The sequence below is a fragment of the Streptomyces sp. NBC_01498 genome (genome assembly GCF_036327775.1).
Lineage (GTDB): Bacteria > Actinomycetota > Actinomycetes > Streptomycetales > Streptomycetaceae > Streptomyces.
The window spans coordinates 1103192-1117483 of sequence record NZ_CP109598.1; the positions used below are offsets into that span (position 1 = coordinate 1103192).

At 73.3% G+C, this 14292-nt stretch carries 10 protein-coding genes; 5 read left to right on the top strand and 5 right to left on the bottom strand.

The window, feature by feature from the left end; all coding sequences use genetic code 11:
• The first annotated feature begins 8 nt into the window (after window positions 1–8).
• On the top strand, window positions 9–3116 hold the full coding sequence (locus OG875_RS04240; RefSeq protein WP_330172864.1) for an alpha-mannosidase: 3108 nt from the start codon (window positions 9–11) through the stop codon (window positions 3114–3116).
• Between the two features lie 20 nt (window positions 3117–3136).
• On the opposite strand, the gene OG875_RS04245 is transcribed toward OG875_RS04240, so the two are convergent.
• Both OG875_RS04245 and OG875_RS04250 read right to left on the bottom strand, forming a co-directional pair.
• Entirely contained in the window at window positions 3137–4885 is a 1749-nt protein-coding gene (locus tag OG875_RS04245) for a pyruvate dehydrogenase (RefSeq protein ID WP_330172865.1), read from the bottom strand.
• A gap of 95 nt (window positions 4886–4980) precedes the next feature.
• Complete coding sequence (locus tag OG875_RS04250) at window positions 4981–6495, bottom strand: protein phosphatase 2C domain-containing protein (protein WP_330172866.1); 1515 nt, start codon at window positions 6493–6495, stop codon at window positions 4981–4983.
• 483 nt (window positions 6496–6978) lie between these two features.
• Here OG875_RS04250 and OG875_RS04255 point away from each other — a divergent pair, with 483 nt between their 5' ends.
• Window positions 6979–7989: a helix-turn-helix domain-containing protein gene (locus OG875_RS04255; RefSeq protein ID WP_330172867.1), complete on the top strand. Its 1011-nt coding sequence runs from the start codon at window positions 6979–6981 to the stop codon at window positions 7987–7989.
• 217 nt (window positions 7990–8206) lie between these two features.
• Window positions 8207–8689 carry a DUF456 domain-containing protein gene (locus tag OG875_RS04260; protein ID WP_330172868.1) on the top strand — a complete coding sequence of 161 codons (483 nt, stop codon included), beginning with the start codon at window positions 8207–8209 and terminating at the stop codon, window positions 8687–8689.
• 85 nt (window positions 8690–8774) lie between these two features.
• Here OG875_RS04260 and OG875_RS04265 read toward each other — a convergent pair whose 3' ends face one another.
• The gene (locus OG875_RS04265) at window positions 8775–9608 is read right to left on the bottom strand and encodes a M23 family metallopeptidase (RefSeq protein ID WP_443079059.1); all 834 of its coding nucleotides are present in this window, start codon (window positions 9606–9608) and stop codon (window positions 8775–8777) included.
• Between the two features lie 337 nt (window positions 9609–9945).
• Between OG875_RS04265 and OG875_RS04270 the strand changes: the two genes are divergently transcribed.
• Entirely contained in the window at window positions 9946–11340 is a 1395-nt protein-coding gene (locus OG875_RS04270; RefSeq protein ID WP_443079060.1) for an N-acetylmuramoyl-L-alanine amidase, read from the top strand.
• An 81-nt stretch (window positions 11341–11421) separates the two neighbouring features.
• Here the strand turns inward: OG875_RS04270 and OG875_RS04275 are convergent, their stop codons facing one another.
• Window positions 11422–12423 carry an ArsR/SmtB family transcription factor gene (locus OG875_RS04275; RefSeq protein WP_330172870.1) on the bottom strand — a complete coding sequence of 334 codons (1002 nt, stop codon included), beginning with the start codon at window positions 12421–12423 and terminating at the stop codon, window positions 11422–11424.
• Between the two features lie 138 nt (window positions 12424–12561).
• On the opposite strand from OG875_RS04275, the gene OG875_RS04280 reads away from it, so the two are divergent.
• A complete protein-coding gene (locus OG875_RS04280; protein ID WP_330172871.1) occupies window positions 12562–12936 on the top strand; it encodes a PPOX class F420-dependent oxidoreductase in 375 nt (124 codons plus the stop codon).
• A 52-nt stretch (window positions 12937–12988) separates the two neighbouring features.
• Here OG875_RS04280 and rsgA read toward each other — a convergent pair whose 3' ends face one another.
• Window positions 12989–14104, bottom strand: a complete 1116-nt coding sequence (gene rsgA / locus OG875_RS04285) for a ribosome small subunit-dependent GTPase A (RefSeq protein ID WP_330172872.1) — start codon at window positions 14102–14104, stop codon at window positions 12989–12991.
• Window positions 14105–14292 lie beyond the last annotated feature (188 nt).

Genomic DNA, 14292 nt, shown 5'->3' on the forward strand with positions numbered 1-14292 from the left:
GAGCCCCGATGCACGACGACCGCACCCTGGTGGAAGGCCGGCTGGCGCGCGCCCTGCGCCAGTTCATCCGTCCCGCGCAGTACGCGGCCAGAACACCGCTCGCCCTCTCCGTCTGGGAGGTGCCGGGCGAGCCGGTGCCCGTGGGACAGGCGCTCCAGGCCACGTACACCCCGTTCACGACCGGCACGCCCTGGGGTGCGCCCTGGTCGACCAGCTGGTTCCGGCTGGAGGGCGTGGTCCCCGACGAGTACGCCGGGCGGCGGGTGGAGGTCGTGATCGATCCGGGCTTCACCGGCGAGGGGCCGGGCTTCCAGGCCGAGGGCATGGTCCACGACGCGGCCGGTGTGCCCCTCAAAGGGGTGCATCCGCGCAACCGCCATGTCCCGGTCGCCGCGCCGGCCGAGGGCGGCGAGGCGATCCATCTGCTGCTCGAAGCCGCCGCGAACCCGTCGATGCCGGGCGACTTCGCGCCGTCGCCGCTCGGGGACGTACGGACCGCCGGGGACGGCCCGTTGTACACGTTCGCCGCCGCCGACATCGCCGTGCTGGACGAGAACGTGTGGCATCTGGTGCTCGACATCGAGGTGCTGTCGGAGCTGATGGCGGAGCTGCCCGCCGACCGGTCGCGGCGGCACGAGATCCTGCGCGCGCTGGAGAACATGCTGGACGCGCTCGACCTGCACGACGTGGCGGGTACGGCGGAGGCGGGCCGCGCCGAACTGGCCGGGGTGCTGGCGAGCCCGGCCGCGCCCAGCGCCCACCGGGTCTCGGCCGCCGGGCACGCGCACATCGACTCGGCGTGGCTGTGGCCGCTGCGGGAGACCGTACGGAAGGCGTCGCGGACCTTCGCCAACGTCACGGCGCTCGCCGGGGAGTACCCGGAGCTGGTCTTCGCGTGTTCGCAGGCCCAGCAGTACGCGTGGGTCAAGGAGCACCAGCCGCACGTCTGGGAGCGGATCAAGAAGGCGGTGGCGGACGGCAACTGGGCCCCGGTGGGCTCGATGTGGGTGGAGTCGGACGCCAACATGCCGGGCGGCGAGGCGCTGGCCCGGCAGCTCGTGCACGGTACGCGGTTCTTCCGGGAGGAGCTGGGTGTCGAGACGGAGGAGATCTGGCTGCCGGACTCCTTCGGCTACACGGCGGCGTTCCCCCAACTGGCCAAGCTGGCGGGGGTGAAGTGGTTCCTCACCCAGAAGCTGTCGTGGAACCAGTCCAACAAGATGCCGCACCACACCTTCTGGTGGGAGGGCATCGACGGCACCCGGGTCTTCACGCACTTCCCGCCGGTCGACACCTACAACGCGCAGTTCCACGCGTCCGAACTGGCGCACGCCGAAAGGAACTTCGCCGACAAGGGCCGGGCGTCGCGCTCGCTGGTCCCGTTCGGCTGGGGCGACGGCGGAGGCGGTCCCACCCGCGAGATGCTGGAGAAGGCCCGCCGGCTGAGGTCCCTGGAGGGCTCCCCGCGGGTCGAGATCGAGAAGCCGTCGGCGTTCTTCGCCGCCGCCGAGGAGGAGTACGGGGCGAAGGCCCCCGTCTGGTCGGGCGAGCTGTATCTGGAGCTGCACCGGGCGACGTACACCACGCAGGCGAAGACCAAGCAGGGCAACCGCCGCAGTGAACACCTGCTGCGGGAGGCCGAGTTGTGGGCGACGGCGGCGGCGCTGCGGACCCCGTCGTACGCGTATCCGTACGACGCGCTGGACCGGCTGTGGAAGACGGTGCTGCTGCACCAGTTCCACGACATCCTGCCGGGATCGTCCATCGCGTGGGTGCACCGGGAGGCCAGGGACACCTACGCGCGGGTGCGGGAGGAGCTGACCGGGATCACGGAGGCGGCGGTCGCCGCGCTCGGCGGGGGCGGCAACGCCGTGCTCAACGCGTCCCCTTACGACCGGACGGAGGTCGTCGAGGCGGACACGGCGAGCCTCCCCGAGGGCAGTACGGCGCAGGCGCTGAACGGCCACGGCCGGTCGGCGGTCGCCGTCCGGGTGCCCGGCCTCGGCACGGCGCAGCTGGGCGGCACCGAGCCGGTGTCCGGGGTCACGGAGGTGACGACCCGCGGCGCGGGTTCGGGCGCGATCGTGCTGGACAACGGGCTGCTGCGGGTCACCGTCGACCGCGACGGGCTGCTCGGCTCCGTGCGGGATCTGACGGCGGACCGTGAGGTGCTGGCGCCCGGCGCGCGGGGCAATCTGCTCCAGCTGCACCCGGACCACCCCAACCAGTGGGACGCCTGGGACATCGACCGGCACTACCGGAACCGGCACACCGACCTCACCACGGCGGAGTCGGTGCAGCTGACCGAGCAGGGCCCGCTGCGGGCGACGGTGCGGGTGGTCCGTACGTTCGGCTCGTCGTGGATCGTGCAGGAGATCCGGCTGGCGGCCGGCAGCGCGCGGGTGGACGTGCTGACCGAGGTCGACTGGCAGGAGTCGGAGAAGGTCCTGAAGGCCGCGTTCCCGCTGGACGTGCACGCCGAACGGTCCACCGCCGAGATCCAGTTCGGGCATGTGCACCGTGCCACGCACACCAACACCAGCTGGGACGCGGCCCGTTTCGAGATCTGCGCGCACCGCTGGCTGCGGGTGGCCGAGCCGGGGTACGGCGTGGCGGTGGTCAACGACTCGACGTACGGCCACGACGTGACGCGCGCCGCGCACGGCGAGGGGCTGGGGACGACCGTACGGCTGACGCTGCTGCGCGCCCCGCACAGCCCCGACCCGGAGACGGATCTGGGCACGCACCGGTTCCGTTACGCGCTGGTGCCGGGCGCCGGGGTGACCGAGGCGGTGCGCGAGGGACTGGCGCTGAACCTGCCGGTGCGGGTGGCCGCCGCGCCGGAGACCGCGCCCCTGGTCCATGTCGACCACCCCGGCATCACGGTGGAGTCGGTGAAGCTCGCGGAGGATCGCAGCGGTGATGTGGTGGTACGGCTCTACGAGTCGGCGGGCGGGCGCGCCTCGGGCACGCTGCGCACCGGCTTCCCCGTTGTCCAGGCCCGGGTGACGGACCTGCTGGAGCGTCCGCTGCACGAGGCGGGGACGGGGGCGGACGGACTGCGGGTCTCGCTGCGGCCGTTCCAGATCCTGACGCTGCGGTTCACCCCGGCGTAGCCCCGGGGCGGGCGGAGGGGTCAGGGGCGCGGCAGGTTCCGCAGGTTGGAGCGGGCCATCTGCACCATCCGGCCCACCCCTCCGTCCAGCACCATCTTCCCGGCGGAGAGCGCGAAGCCCTGCACCATGTCGGCGCGGATCTTCGGCGGGATGGACAGGGCGTGGGGGTCGGTGACCACGTCCACCAGGGCCGGTCCCGGGTGCCGGAAGGCGTCCTTGAGGGCGCCCGCGAGATGTTTCGGCTTCTCCACCCGGACGCCGAAAGCCCCGGCGGCGCGGGCGACGGCGGCGAAGTCGGGGTTGCGGTTGGTGGTGCCGTACGCCGGCAGACCGGCCACCATCATCTCCAACTCGACCATCCCCAGGGCGGAGTTGTCGAACAGCACGATCTTGACCGGCAGGTCGTACTGGACGAGGGTGAGGAAGTCGCCCATCAGCATGGCGAATCCGCCGTCGCCCGACATCGAGACGACCTGCCGCTCCCGGTCGGTGAACTGCGCGCCGATCGCCTGCGGCAGGGCGTTGGCCATCGAGCCGTGGCTGAACGAACCGATCACCCGGCGCCGCCCGTTGGGCGTCAGATAGCGGGCGGCCCAGACGTTGCACATGCCGGTGTCGACGGTGAACACGGCGTCGTCGTCGGCCAGTTCGTCCAGCACGGACGCCACGTACTCCGGGTGGATCGGGACGTGCTTGTCGACCTTGCGGGTGTACGCCCCGACCACGCCCTCCAGCGCGTCGGCGTGCTTCTTCAGCATCCGGTCCAGGAAGCGGCGGTCGTGCTTGGCCCGGACGCGCGGAGTGATACAGCGCAGCGTCTCCCGTACGTCGCCCCACACCGCCAGCTCCAACTGCGCGCGCCGTCCGAGGCGTTCGGGCCGGATGTCGACCTGTGCGATCTTCACGTCGGAGCCGTCCGGCAGGAAGGCGTGGTACGGGAAGTCGGTGCCGAGCAGGAGGAGCAGCTCGCACTCGTGGGTGGCCTCGTACGCGGCGCCGTAACCGAGCAGCCCGCTCATGCCGACGTCGAACTTGTTGTCGTACTGAATCCACTCCTTGCCGCGCAGGGCGTGGCCGATCGGCGACTTGATCCGCTCGGCGAACTCCATCACCTCGGCGTGCGCCCCGGCCGTCCCGCTGCCGCAGAAGAGGGTGACGCGCTCCGCCTCGTCGATGAGCCGGACCAGTTTGTCGATCTCCGGGTCGCCGGGGCGGGCCGTCGGCCGGGAGGTGACCAGGGCGTGCTCGGCCGCCTTCGCCGGGGCGGGCCGGGAGGCGATGTCGCCGGGCAGGGTGACCACGCTGACGCCGCCCCGGCCGACCGCGTGCTGGATGGCCGTCCGGACCAGCCGGGGCATCTGTTCGGGGCTGGAGATCATCTCGTTGTAGTGGCTGCACTCCTCGAACAGCCGCTCCGGGTGCGTCTCCTGGAAGAAGCCGAGGCCGATCTCGGCCGTGGGGATGTGCGAGGCGAGCGCCAGCACGGGGGCCATGGAGCGGTGCGCGTCGTACAGCCCGTTGATCAGATGCAGATTGCCGGGGCCGCAGGAGCCCGCGCAGACGGCGAGCCGGCCGGTGATCTGGGCCTCGGCGCCGGCCGCGAAGGCCGCCGCCTCCTCGTGCCTGACCTGGACCCAGTCGACGGCCGCGTTGCGGCGGACGGCGTCCACCACGGGGTTGAGGCTGTCACCGACGACTCCGTACATCCGCCGCACCCCCGCGCGGGCGAGGATGTCGACGAACTGCTCCGCCACGTTCTGCCTGGCCATGGAGGCGCGCCCTTCCGGTCTCCGGCGGTCCGGGCGGACCCGTCCCGGGGCGCCCCGTCCGGCGCCCGCTGTCCATCAACCCACGCGCCGGGCGCTCACGCCTCCCAGACGCCGACGGCCGTGCGGTCGTCGGCGTACCCCTTGACCCGCAGTCCGACGTCCGACAGATAGCCGGCCAGCCCCGGCGGGCCGCCGGAGGCCCAGCGCCCGGCCAGTTCCGCGCCGAGGGCCGGGACCCCGCGCAGGGGCTCGGCGAGCCCGGAACTGGTCAGCAGGAGCGTGTCGCCCGGACGGGCCACCGAGGCGCGGAAACGGAACGGCTCGGGGGGCGGCGGGACGGGGTCCTCGACGACCGGCCCCGGCGGCTTGGTGATCTCCAGGTCCATGGTGAGCCGGTCGCCCTCGGGGGTTTGTTCGGTGGGGGCGTCGGGGGGCGCGGAGCCGAAGCCGAGGACCGGTGCGCCCCGGACGGCGGAGGGATCGGGGAGCACCGGCTCCAGGTCCTGCCAGGCGCCGTCCCGCAGCCGGAAGAGTCCGCCGCCGCCGACACCGAAGAAGACCCGGGTCCGGCAGCCGGGGTCGGCGGGGAGCAGCAGACAGCGCAGGCTCGCGGTGTAGTCGTCGGGGTCGCGGCCCAACTCGGCGGCGTGGGTGCGGAGTTTGCCGTACGTACGGTCGGTGAGCCGGTGCAGACCGGATTTCAGGTCGCCTCGGCGGCCGGCTCTTATGTCCTCGGAGAGGCGGCTGTGGCTGCGGCCGACGGCGCCGCCGATCCACCGGCACGCGTCGGCGGCGGAGAGGTGGGCGCCCTCGGTGGCGCGGGCGCCGGTGGCCACGGCGACCAGCACGAGGGCGCCGGGGCCGGTGCCGAAGCGGGCGGTGAGCAGGGCGTCCCGGCGCGGTTCGCCCCGGTGGCGGGCCGCGTCGCCGCGCAGGGAGGCGGCGCGGAGCGTGTATGTGCCGTACTCGGCGCCGTCGAGCACGGTGTCGGCGACGAGCTGGTCGAGCGCGCCGGGTTCGGCGGCGGGCAGGGCCGTGGGTTCGGCGGCGTAACCGGGCGGGCTGTCGCCGACGTGGCCGGGGTGCGGGGCGGGGTGGGGCGCCGGGGGCCGGGCCGGGTTCGGCGGTGGTTCGTGGGAGGTGCGCGGGTCGCGGGGCACGGCCGTCCCTGTCGGGTCGTGGGCGGTGGGGTCGAAGGCGGCGGGGGGCGGCTCCCAGGGCGCCCGTGGCCGGGGCGCGAGCGGGGCGGGGGCCACGGGGGTCGGGGGCGGAGGGGGCGCGGCGGTCGGCGGGGGCTCGGGAACGGGCATCACCGGGTGGGCGCCGTGCGCCTCCCACCAGCCCGGGGGCGGGGAGACGGGCCGGTCCGCCACCTCCTCGTCGGTGGAGTCGTCCTCGTCCTCGTCGGTCACGTCGATGGCGTCGACGGCCTGGTCGTAGCGCCGGGGCGGGGGCGCGGCCCGGCCGCCGAGGGTGTCCGTGGCCGAGTCGAAGCGGTCGTCGACCGTGTCCTCCGGCGGCCCGGCCGGACCCGTGTCGCGTGCGGACGCGTCGTACAGCCGTCCCCACCAGTCGTCGGCGGTGGCGGGCGGGTCCCCCTGCTGGCTCATGCTCCTATTGTCGACCGCGCGGGGCGTCAGAAAACGGGGCACCCGCAAAAAGAAGAGACACGGCGCGAAGCCGCCGCCGGGCCCGCGAACCGAGTCCGCCGGGCGACCCCACCCCCCACGGGAAGGACGCCCGGCGGACGTTCGGCTGGCCGGGGCGCGCCGGGCGCGCCGACCAGGATCCGGGGCCGGGTCCCGGCCGGAAACGGTCGGGGACCCTCGTACATCGACCGTACGCCGTTTCGCTTCGCAGCGACTCGTCGGGGTTCGGCGGGTACGTCCGGGTCATCAGCTTATCCGGCCAACCGGGTGGGCTCGCACGAATACCCCTGAGGCATATCTTTGCGGTCTGTTGATCAGGCAATGTCACCACATTGGCAGAGTGACGCGTGATACAGGGATGATGTCGGCGGCGGGTTTACGCCGTGGCCGGTATCCGCCACGAACCGCTGGTGGGAACGGCTACGTCCGGGGAGGGGTACAGGGGTGCTGGGAGCGATAGGTCTCGACGAGAGACAGGAGTCGGCGTACCGCGCGCTGGTGGCGCTCGGCGCGGCCGAGGCGGCCGATCTGGCGCATCGGCTCGCGCTGCCGGAGCGGGACACCGAACGCGCGCTGCGACGGCTGGAACAGCAGGGGCTGGCCGCGCAGTCGTCCTCCCGTACGGGGCGCTGGGTGGCCGCGCCGCCGGCGGTGGCGCTGGGCGCGCTGCTCACCCAGCAGCGGCACGAGCTGGAGCGGGCAGAGCTGGCCGCCGTCCTCCTCGCGGAGGAGTACCGCGCCGAGTCGGCGGGGCCCGCCGTGCACGACCTGGTGGAGGTGGTGACGGGCGCCGGCGCCGTGGCGCACCGTTTCCACCAGCTCCAGCTCGGCGCGACGGAGGAGGTCCGCGCGCTGGTCACCGGGCGGCCGGTGGTGGTGGCGGGGGCGGAGAACGAGTCCGAGGAACGGGTCGTGACACGCGGTGTCCGCTACCGCGTGGTGATCGAGCGCGCGGTGCTGTCGCTGCCGGACGGGATCGCCGAGCTGTCGGCGGCGCTCGGCCGCGACGAACAGGTACGGGTGGTCGACCGGGTGCCGACGAAGCTGATGATCGCCGACCGGACCCTCGCGATGGTGCCGCTGACCGGGGGCGAGGCGGAGCCCGCGGCGCTGGTCGTGCACGCGAGCGGGCTGCTGGAGTCGCTGTCGGGGCTGTTCGAGGCGGTCTGGCGGGACGCGCTTCCACTGCGTCTGGTGCCGGGCGGGGCGCGCCGGGACGAGGTGACGGTGGCCGAGGAGGCGGGCGGGGGGCCGGGCGAGACCGATCTGGAGGTGCTCTCGCTGCTGCTCGCCGGGATGACGGACGCGAGCGTCGCCAAACAGCTGGACCTGGGGCTGCGCACCGTACAGCGGCGGGTGAAGGCGCTCATGGAGCTGGCGGGTGTGACCACGCGGCTCCAGCTGGGGTGGCACGCGTACGAGAAGGGCTGGGTGGCCCGCGCCGCACGGCGGTGAGTCCGTCCCGGGGAGCCCGCGCGGTCCCGTCGGTGTCCGTACGCGGACGGGTGGGCGACCGGTACGCGATCCGTCGTGTCCACCGGCCCCGCGCGCGGTCCCGTCCGGGCGGGCCGGCGCGCGGCCGGGTGTCCGGTGGTCCCCGGTGTGGGTCCCCCGGGCAGGCAGGCCGGCTGCCCCGCGTGCCGCGCCGGGCGGTGTCCGGCACTCTGGGCAGATGGACGTGGGGCAGCTCGTGCTGGTGTGCCTGGTGATACTGCTGGGCGTCATCGGCGTACTGATCCCCGGAGTGCCGGGGCCCGCCATCGTCTGGGCCGCGGTGGTCTGGTGGGCCCTGAGCGACACCTCGGCCCTCGCCTGGGGCGTACTGATCGGGTCCACGGCGGTGCTGCTGCTCAGCCAGGCGCTCCGACCGCTGCTGCCGTCGCGGCGGACCCGCCCGAGCGGTATCCGGCGGCGCACGCTGCTGGCCGGGGGGCTCACGGGAATCGTGGGGTTCTTCGTCCTGCCGGTGGTGGGCGTGGTCCCGGGTTTCGTCGGCGGGATCTACGCGGTCGAGCGGGTCCGGCTGGGCAGCCACCGGGACGGCTGGGCGTCGACCCGCGCGGTGATGCGGTCGGCGGGGTATCCGGTGCTGGTGGAGCTGTCCTGCTGTCTGCTGGTGCTGGGCGCCTGGCTGGGCGCGACGCTCTGGGGCTGACGGAACCCACCGGGCCGAGGGTGCCGGCGCGTACGGCGAGGCCGGCCGGTGACCGGTCGGTGGGACCGGTCACCGGCCGCGCCGGTCAGCAGAGCGGCACTCCGGGGAGCTGGGCCGCCGGATGGTCGATGTAGATGTTGGAGACGAAGCCGCCCTGGTCGCGCAGCTTGCTCCACCAGTTGTTCGAGTAACCCTCGGCGTTCACCGTGTCGCCCTGCTTCTGGCACACGACATGGACACTGGTGGGTCCGGCCAGCCGGGTCACGAGCGCGGCGCCGAGCCGGGCGTCGGCGCGTACGGCGACATCGGTGCCCCAGGTCCGGAAGGGCGTTCCGCCGCCTCCGCCGCCGCAGCCGTTGTCGCCGGTGAGGAAGGACTGGTTGTAGCTGCCCGGGTAGGGAAGACCGGCGCCGTTGATGACGATGTTCTGCCCGACGCCGTTCAGCAGCTGCTCGTAGTGCAGATGCGGGCCGGAGGAGTTGCCGGAGGAACCGGTGGTGCCGATCTGCTGGCCCTGGCCGACCTGCTGTCCGCTGGCCACCGAGAACGAGCCGAGGTGGAAGTAGTACGTCGTCCAGCCGCCGCCGTGGTCGATGGAGATGTAGTTGCCGGCGCCGCTCGGCTGGCTGTGCCGGGTCGCGGTGCCCGCGGCCGACGCGAGGGCCGGGGTGCCGTTGGTGGTGCCGCCGTCGGCGCGTACGAAGTCCAGCGCCCGGCGCACCTCGGCGGAGTGGTGGCTGTAGGTCCACCGCTGGCCGCACGGGTAGGGGGCCTTGAACGTGGGGGCCGCCGCCGCGGATGCCGTGTCGGAGGAGCCCGCTTCGGCCGTTTCCGCCGCCGCGGCGGGTACCGTCAGGATCCCCGCGAGTACGAGGAGCGCACCGGCGAATGTGGTCGATAGGCGTCTGAGACGGGTCACGAGTGCTCCCGGTTGTGGGGGGAAGCAGCGGGTCGGGCGGCGAGCCGCGACCACTGCGAGACCCGGCAAAAGGTAGCGACGGGCGGCTCCCGTCACAACGACCGGGCGGCGCCTTTCGTCGGAGATGAAATGTCTTGCTCCTGACAAGTCCGCGCTCCACCATGGCGTCGGACGCCGTCCGTGCGGCAGAGTGCGTACCGCGTCGGCACCGTCCCCACTCGTGCACGCCGTCACAAGACACGGACGTACCACGGGAGTTGACTGCTCCTCACCCCGCCTTACCCCCACCTGTGCGCCGGGTCGCCGACCCGCGCACCAGAGAGCGGAGAGAACAACCATGACTCTGATGACTGGCTGGAGGCGCGGCCGGGCCGTGCTGCTCGGCACCGTCGTCGCCGCGTCGCTGGCCCTGACCGGCCAGCCGGCGACCGCCGCCCCCTACCCCGGCGGCGAGGCCGCCCCCGACGCCGCGCCGGCCGCCATGAACACGGCGTTCGCCAAGGCCGCCGCCGCGTACGACGTCCCGCGTGACCTGCTCGTCGCGGTCGGATACGGCGAGACACACCTCGACGGTCACGGCGGCAGACCGAGCCAGGCCAACGGCTACGGCGTGATGCACCTGGTCAGCCAGCCGGAGCACAAGACGCTGGAGCGGGCCGCGAAGCTCACCGGTGTCCCGGTCGCCACGCTGAAGAAGGACACGGTGGCCAACATCCGCGGCGCCGCCGCCGTCCTGCGCGCCGAGGCCGACACGCAGGGCCTGGACGCCACCGGGCGCGACTCGCTCGCCGCGTGGTACCCGGTCGCCGCCGCGTACGGCGCCGCGGCCGACGACCGTACGGCGCGGCTGTACGCGGACGCCGCGTACGACCTGCTCAACAAGGGTCTACGCGCGCAGGTCGCCGGCAACGAGCAGGTGCTCGTCAAGGCCCGCAAGGTGACGCCGGACCGCGGCAAGTACGCGAAGATCGCCTCCGACTTCGGTGTGCTGAGCGACGACTACCCGGCGGCCCTCTGGGTCCCGGCCAGCACCTCGAACTACCAGGCGGGCCGCACGTCGGCGATCAACAAGGTCGTCATCCATGTGACCCAGGGCTCGTACGCCGGCTCCATCAGCTGGTTCCAGAACCCGGCCTCGCAGGTCAGCGCGCACTACGTGATCCGCTCGTCGGACGGCCAGGTCACCCAGACGGTGCGGGACGCCAACACCGCCTGGCACGCGCGCTCGGCCAACGCCAGCTCCATCGGCATCGAGCACGAGGGCTACGTCGCGGATCCGTCGTGGTTCACCGACTCGATGTACCGCTCGTCGGCCGCGCTGACCCGTCACCTCACCTCGAAGTACGGCATCCCGCGCACCCGCGCCGCGATCGTCGGCCACAGCGAGGTTCCGGGCAACGACCACACCGACCCGGGTGCCAACTGGAACTGGACCTACTACATGTCGCTCGTCAACGGCGGCGGCGGCAACCCCGACCCGGGCGGCACGTCGTTCCCGACGTGGGGCACCGGTGTGAGCATCCGCAAGGAGGCCACCACCACCTCGGCGCAGGTCGCCAGCCTGGCGGGCCCGACCACGGTCAAGGTCCAGTGCCAGAAGCGCGGACAGCTCGTCAACTACCAGGGCTACAGCAACGACGCGTGGTCCTACCTGCCGGCCTACGGCGGCTACATCTCGAACATCTTCATCGACGTCTCGGAGCCGTGGCTGCCGGGCGTGCCCAACTGCTGACCCGCTGAGGGCCGTTCAGCACACGCCGTCCCGGATTCCGGCACCGCCGGCCGGGTCAGGCACCACCGATGCACCACCGCCTCAGGGGGCGGGCCCGTCAAGAAGGGCCTTCCCCAACCGGGTGCGGTGGTGCATCATCCGGTTTCCGTGCCTGCGGGAGGTCAGCAGCCCCGCCTCGCGCAGCACGGAGGCGTGGCGGCTCGCGGTCGAGGGGGACATCCGCAGCGCCCCGGCCAGCCCCGTCGTCGTCATCGGCCGGTCGAGCAGTTCCAGCAGCCGGGCGCGCGAGGTGCCGATCAGCTGGGCCACCGGCGGGGTCGCCTCGCCCAGCCGGGAGCGTGCCAGCCAGCCGGGTGCCGGGGACAGCGGGTGGACCAGCACCGGCGGCAGCGCGTCGTCGACCAGGGCCAGCGGCGTCCCGACGCAGAAGAAGCCCGGCACCAGGGTCAACGTCCGCCCCTGGAGGAGCAGTTCACGGCTGACCGGATACGGGGTGCGCAGGATGCCCTCCTCGCGGCGCCAGCCGGGCATCTCCTCGTAACTGGCCAGCAGTCCCTCCGCTCCCCCGGTCAGCGCCGCCTCGGCGCGGCGGGAGCGGTCGGCCGCGGCCTGGGCCCGGAGGGCGGGCAGATACGGGGCCACGGCGACCGCGTAGTAGCGCCGCAGCACCGTGGCGAGCCGGCCCAGCGCCTCCGTGTCGCCGTCGGCCAGCCGCCGTACGGTGGGAGGCAGCGGGCCTCGTCTGCGCGCGTAGAGTCGCGTGAGTTCGGCGACGAGACGGCGGCGGGGAGTGGACAGCAGCTGGTCGAGGCCGACATCGAGGTCCAACTCGCCCCGGCCGGGGGTGAGAAAGTCCGGGAAGTACTGGGCCGACGGGCAGAGCAGCATCAACTCCCGTACGGACGAGGCGAGTCCGGCCCGTTCCAGGGCCGAGCGGACCTCGCGGCGCCAGGGCGCGAAGGCCGGCGGGACCTGCTGGTCCTGGAGCAGATGGAGGCTGAGCGCGGCCTCCCACAGCGCGTCGGCCCCGTCCGCCACGCGCAGCCGGTCCAACTCCCGCCCGCGGAGATCGACTCGCAACACCCTGGACTCCCCCGGAAAGCCTGTGCGTTCAGGCCCCGGATTGTAGCCGGGGGCACGTCGCGAGGTGACCGGGTGACGGGACGGGTGTCTCCCCGGAGGGGGCGGGCGGCGGCGGGACGGGCGTGTGAGGCTGGTGTCATGACCGAATTCAGCGAGGCCGAGCGCTCGTACCTGTCCTCCCAGCGACTGGGCCGGCTGGCCACCGTCGATCCGAAGGGCCAGCCGCAGGCCAACCCGGTGGGGTTCTTCCCGCAGCCGGACGGCACGATCCTGATCGGCGGGTACGCGCTGGGCACCACCAAGAAGTGGCGGAACCTCCGGGCCAACCCGAAGGTGGCGCTGGTGGTGGACGACGTCGTGAGCCTCAAGCCCTGGAAGGTGCGGGGCGTGGACATCCGGGGTGAGGCCGAACTGCTCACCGGGCCGCACGAGTTGGGACCGCACTTCAGCGAGGAGCTGATCCGGATCCATCCGCGGAAGATCCACAGCTGGGGTCTGGACGAGGCGGTCTGACCGGGCCGGGCTCCCGCTGTCCGGGAGCCCGGCCCCGCCGACCACCTGTTGTCTACCGGGCCCGGCCGCCGCGTTTGGCCTCCATGGCCGCGCGGCCCTCCGCGCCCTTGAGCCGCCACTCGCGGCGGATCTCGGCCCGCAGCCGGGCGTCGGTCTTGGCGACGATGCGCTGGTTCTCCCGCAGCAGTTTGCGGTAGCTCTCCAGCCGCCGCTCGGACAGCGACCCGTCCTCCAGCGCGGCGAGCACGGCGCAGCCCGGCTCGCTGCCGTGGGCGCAGTCGTGGAACCGGCAGTCCCCGGCCAGTTCCTCGATCTCGGCGAAGACCTGCCCCACCCCCTGCCCGGCGTCCCACAGCCCGACGCCCCGCAGGCCCGGGGTGTCGATGAGCACGCCGCCGCCGGGCAGCACCAGCAGATTGCGGGTGGTCGTGGTGTGCCGGCCCTTACCGTCGACGTCCCGGATGGCCCGCACCTCCATCACGTCCGCGCCGAGCAGGGCGTTGGCCAGGGTCGACTTCCCGGCGCCGGAGACGCCGAGCAGCACGCTCGTGCTTCCCGCGACGACGGCGGCCAGCACGTCGACCCCCTCCCCCGTCGCCGCGCTGACGGCGAGGACCCGCACGCCGGGCGCCGCGGTCTCGACGTCGTCGACGAGATACGACAGGCCGGTCGGATCCGGTACCAGGTCGGCCTTGGTGAGCACGACGAGCGGCTGGGCGCCGCTCTCCCAGGCCAGGGCGAGGAAACGCTCGATCCGCGCCAGGTCCAGCTCGACGGCGAGCGGCACGGCGATGATCGCGTGGTCGAGGTTGGCCGCGAGGACCTGGCCCTCGGAGCGCTTGGACGAGGTGGAGCGTACGAACGCGGTACGGCGCGGCAGCAGCGTCCGCACGTACCGGGGGTCGCCGCCGGGGTCGACCGCGACCCAGTCCCCGGTGCACACGACCTTCATCGGGTCGCGCGGCACCACGAACTCGGTGTCGGCGCGCACCGTGCCGCCGGGGGTGACGACGTCGCACTGACCCCGGTCGACCCGCAGGACGCGTCCGGGCAGCAGGCCCTGTGCGGCGTACGGGGTGAACTCGGCCGCCCAGCCGTCGTCCCAGCCGTAGGGAGCGAGCGCGAGCGCGGCGGAGGAAGCCTCGGAGGAGGCGGAGGAGAAAGACAAGGGAAACCCTTCAAGGGGGCGGCCCCGGCCACGCGCCGTTCGGGCGCGGAGAGAGTCGAGAGGTCAGCCGGAGACCACGGAGGTGACACGGACAGCGAGCTGATCGCGGGCAGGGCCCGGCGCCGAGACAGCCATGGGTGCACACCTCCTGGATCACGAGTGGCCGACGGGGACCCGACCGGGTCCCT

What these genes read in the sequence shown, in the direction of transcription:
- OG875_RS04270 (WP_443079060.1), top strand. Translation starts at nt 9,946, where the DNA reads ATGACTCTGATGACTGGCTGGAGGCGCGGCCGGGCCGTGCTGCTCGGC.
- OG875_RS04245 (WP_330172865.1), bottom strand. Translation starts at nt 4,885, where the DNA reads ATGGCCAGGCAGAACGTGGCGGAGCAGTTCGTCGACATCCTCGCCCGC.
- OG875_RS04280 (WP_330172871.1), top strand. Translation starts at nt 12,562, where the DNA reads ATGACCGAATTCAGCGAGGCCGAGCGCTCGTACCTGTCCTCCCAGCGA.
- OG875_RS04250 (WP_330172866.1), bottom strand. Translation starts at nt 6,495, where the DNA reads ATGAGCCAGCAGGGGGACCCGCCCGCCACCGCCGACGACTGGTGGGGA.
- OG875_RS04240 (WP_330172864.1), top strand. Translation starts at nt 9, where the DNA reads ATGCACGACGACCGCACCCTGGTGGAAGGCCGGCTGGCGCGCGCCCTG.
- OG875_RS04260 (WP_330172868.1), top strand. Translation starts at nt 8,207, where the DNA reads ATGGACGTGGGGCAGCTCGTGCTGGTGTGCCTGGTGATACTGCTGGGC.